The sequence below is a fragment of the Streptomyces sp. NPDC088116 genome (assembly GCF_044741745.1).
Taxonomy (GTDB): Bacteria; Actinomycetota; Actinomycetes; order Streptomycetales; family Streptomycetaceae; genus Streptomyces.
The window spans coordinates 1-3,927 of record NZ_JBIUTF010000024.1 but is presented as its reverse complement, the minus strand read 5'-3'; the positions used below and the strand labels follow the sequence as shown (position 1 = coordinate 3,927).

Sequence of the window (3,927 nt, the reverse complement as noted above, 5' to 3'; positions counted from 1 at the left end):
CCGGTCCCGTGTTCTGGGTTTCCACGATGAGCCATCGGCCCGAGAGCCTGCCGCCGGTTGCGGTTTCGACAGGAACCCACGTCACCCGATAACGCAGCCCGTGTGTCTCGGCGGCCAGGCGGCGACGGTCGTGCCAGGCCGCCAGGTGTGGCAGTACCGCGCCCAACTGCTCCTCGATGTCCACCCGTTCGGCGCCCAGCAGTGACGCCGCAGACCGTACGTCGCCCTCGCGCGCCGCACCCCAGAATGCCTCGCTCTCCGCACACGGCTCTGTCGTGGAGGCGCTCCGGGAGACGCCGGAAGCGGCTGTGGGTTGCAGAGGGGGATTCAGCCAGTAGCGGGTGTGGTGGAAGGCGTACGTCGGCAGCTCCACCTGCCGTGCACCGGTGCCTCGGTAGAGCGCGCCCCAGTCGACATCGGCACCACGGACGAAGGCCGTGGCCGCTGCCCGCAGCACGCTCTCGCACTCCGGGTGACCCCGGCGCAGGATGGGGGAGCACGCCGTACCGGACTCGCCCGCCGTGCACTCCTCCGCCATGCCGGTCAGGACGGCATCGGGGCCGAGTTCGACAAACGTCGCGGCGCCGCGCGCACGCGCCGCGCGTACGGCGTCGGCGAACCGTACCGGTTCACGCACCTGGCGGGTCCAGTACCCGGGATCCATGAGTTCGGCGGCCGTGGCGGGCCTGCCGGTCAGGTCGGAGACGACCGGCAGCCGGGGGGCGTGGTACGTGACGGTCTCGGCGACCGCGCGGTAGTCGGCGAGCATCGCGTCCATGCGGGGCGAGTGGAACGCGTGGCTCACCGCGAGCCGCTTCGTACGACGCCCGCGAGCGGCCAGTTCGGCGGCGGTCGCCAGGACGGCCGGCTCGTCCCCGGAGATCACCACCGATCCGGGCCCGTTGAACGCTGCGATGACCGCCCCGCCGCCGACGGCCGACTCCAGCTCGGCGACCTCCTGTTCGGTGGCGCGTACGGCAACCATCGCACCGCCCTCGGGCAGCCGCTGCATCAGCCTGCCGCGCGCGGCCACCAGCCGGGCGGCGTCCGCCGTGGAGAACACCCCGGCGGCATACGCCGCGACCAGACCGCCGATCGAATGGCCCAGGAGAACGTCGGGCACCATCCCCCAGCTCTCGAAGAGCCGCAGCAGCGCGGTCTCCAGCGCGAACAGAGCCGGCTGCGCGTACTCCGTACGCTCCAGCGACGCGGCGTCCGGGGTGCCGGGCTCCGCGAACATCACCCGCAGCAGCGGACGATCGAGGTGGGTGTCGAACTCCGCCGCCAGCTCGTCGAGAGCTTCGGCGAAGGCGGGCATCACCTCGTACAACTCACGTCCCGCACCCGGCCGTTGAGCGCCCTGACCGGAGAAGAGGAAGGCGAGCCCGTGCCCGCGCCTGGCGACACCGCTCACCACGGCGTCGGACGACCGTCCGGCGGCGAAGGCGGCCAGATCTTCCCGTACCGCGCCCAGGTCATTCGTCAGGGCGACCGCGCGATGCTCCAGCACCGCTCTGGTCGTGACCGTGGAATACCCGATGTCCACCGGGTGTGCCGCGCCGGGCTCGGTGGATACGGCGGCCAGCCGGGCGGCCTGGCCGCGCAGTGCCTCTTCCGAACGGGCCGACATCAACCAGGGGAGGGGGATGGGCGGTTCGGTGGGGGGTGCCTCGTCCGAAGTGCGTGGTGGTTCTTCGAGGATGAGGTGGGCGTTGGTGCCGCTGACGCCGAAGGCGGAGATGGCGGCGCGGCGTGGGCGGTCTTCGCGTGCGGGCCAGGGTTGTGCCTGGGTGAGGAGTTGGAGGTCGCCGGTGTTCCAGTCGATGTGCGAGGACGGGGCATCGACGTGGAGGGTGCGGGGGAGGGTTTCGTGGTGGAGGGCCTGGATCATTTTGATGATGCCGGCGACTCCGGCGGCGGCTTGTGTGTGCCCGATGTTGGATTTGAGGGAGCCGAGCCATACGGGGTGGCCTGCGCGGTTTTTGCCGTAGGTGGCGAGGAGTGCTCCGGCTTCGATGGGGTCGCCGAGTGGGGTGCCGGTTCCGTGGGCTTCTACGGCGTCGATGTCGCCGGGGGTGAGCCTCGAGTCGGCGAGCGCCTCGCGGATGACTTTCTGTTGGGCGGGTCCGCTGGGTGCGGTGAGTCCGTTGCTGGCGCCGTCCTGGTTGACCGCGCTGCCCCGCACCACCGCCAGCACTCGATGCCCCAGGCGCTGTGCGTCCGACAACCGCTCCACCAGGAGCATCCCGACGCCCTCGCCCCAGCTGGTGCCGTCGGCGGTTTCGGCGAAGGCTTTGCACCGGCCGTCCGGCGCCAGCCCGCGCTGCCGGGAGAACTCCACGAACACCGTGGGATCGGGCATGACCGCGACGCCGCCTGCCAGTGCGAGGTCGCATTCGCCGCGTCGCAGTGACTGCACCGCCAGATGCATCGCCACCAGCGACGACGAACAGGCGGTCTCGATCGTGAGCGCCGGACCTTCGAGCCCCAGGGCGTAGGAGATCCTGCCGGACATGACCGCGTCGGCGCCGCCTGTCAGCAGGTAGCCCTCGGTGCCCTCGGGCGCGAGGGCGGTGTCGGCCGCGTACCCCGTGTGCGCGGCGCCGACGAACACGCCGGTCCGGCCGCCGCGCAACGACTCCGGCACGATCCCGGCCCGTTCCAGCGCCTCCCACGAGGTCTCCAGCAGCAGCCGCTGCTGCGGATCCATCACCAGCGCCTCGTTCGGCGAGATCCCGAAGAACGCGGCGTCGAAATCGCCCACGCCGGTGAGGAATCCGCCCTCCCGGCAGTAGGTGCGGCCGGGCCGGGCATCGGGCGAGTAGACGGCGGCCTCGTCCCAGCCACGGTCGGTGGGGAAGCGGGTGACCGCGTCAACGCCCTTCGCGGCCAGCTCCCACAACTCGTCGGGGCCAGTCACCCCACCCGGATAACGGCACGCCGTACCCACGATCGCGATCGGCTCGTGCGCGGCGGCGACCAGCTCGTGCTCGCGCCGGCGCAACCGCTCGGTCTCCTTGACCGAGGTGCGCAGCGCGTCGAGCACTTCGTCCATGGACGGTGACATCTTCGAAGTCCTTGTCTGCTCGCTGTCGTTCGGGGGAGTAGTGCTCAATCTCCGGACAGACCGCTGCCGGCCTTCGCCAGCCGGATGAGTTCCTCGGCGCTGAGCTCGTCGATATCGGCGGGCGTATCGGGGGCGATATCGGGCTTGCGGTGGGTGGAATCCGCGCCGGAGACCGCCGCCGTACGCCCCTCACCCGCGCGGTCGCCGGTCAGCTTGTCCAGCAGGGCGGCACCGAGACGGTCCACGGTGGGGTGGTCGAAGATGACAGTCGCGGGCAGTACGAGCCCGGTGGCCCCGGCCAGCCGGCCGCGCAGTTTCACCGCGCTGAGCGAATCGAAGCCGAGCTCCCGGAAAGCGACGTCATGCCCGATGGAATCGCTGTTCTCGTGCCCCAGGACCTCCGCCGCCACAGAGCGGACCAGGTCCACCAGTACGTCATTGCGTTCGCGTGGCGTCATGGCCGCGTCGATACGGCGGCGTAGATCATCGGACGCGGCTACGGCCTGGACCACCGGGCGCGTCTCCCGGACTTCGGGGATGTCGGAGATCAGCGGGCTGGACCGGAACGCGGTGTAGCCGGTGACGAACCGCTCCCACTTGATATCGGCGACGGTGACGCAGGTGTCTCCCAGGCTCAGCGCGCGTTCCATCGCTTCGATGGCCAGTTCCGGCGGCATGGGCGCGAGCCCGCGTTCCGCGTAGAACTCCGTGACGCCGTCGGCGGCGCCCATCCCGTCGCCACCCCACAGTCCCCAGGCGATGGATGTGGCGGGTTGGTGGTGGGTGTGGCGTTGTTGGGCGAGTGCGTCGAGGTGGGCGTTGGCGGCGGCGTAGAGGGATTGTCCGCCGCTTCCCCAGGT

General features: G+C 70.9%; 1 protein-coding gene and 1 pseudogene. Both read right to left on the bottom strand.

Features of this window, described 5'->3' with window-relative positions; translation table 11 throughout:
• Positions 1-3,052 (bottom strand): annotated as a pseudogene (locus ACIOJD_RS34520) (type I polyketide synthase); the annotation flags it as partial.
• 59 nt (positions 3,053-3,111) lie between these two features.
• Positions 3,112-3,927: beta-ketoacyl reductase (locus ACIOJD_RS34515; RefSeq protein WP_401920587.1), on the bottom strand; the 816-nt coding region annotated here is incomplete at its 5' end.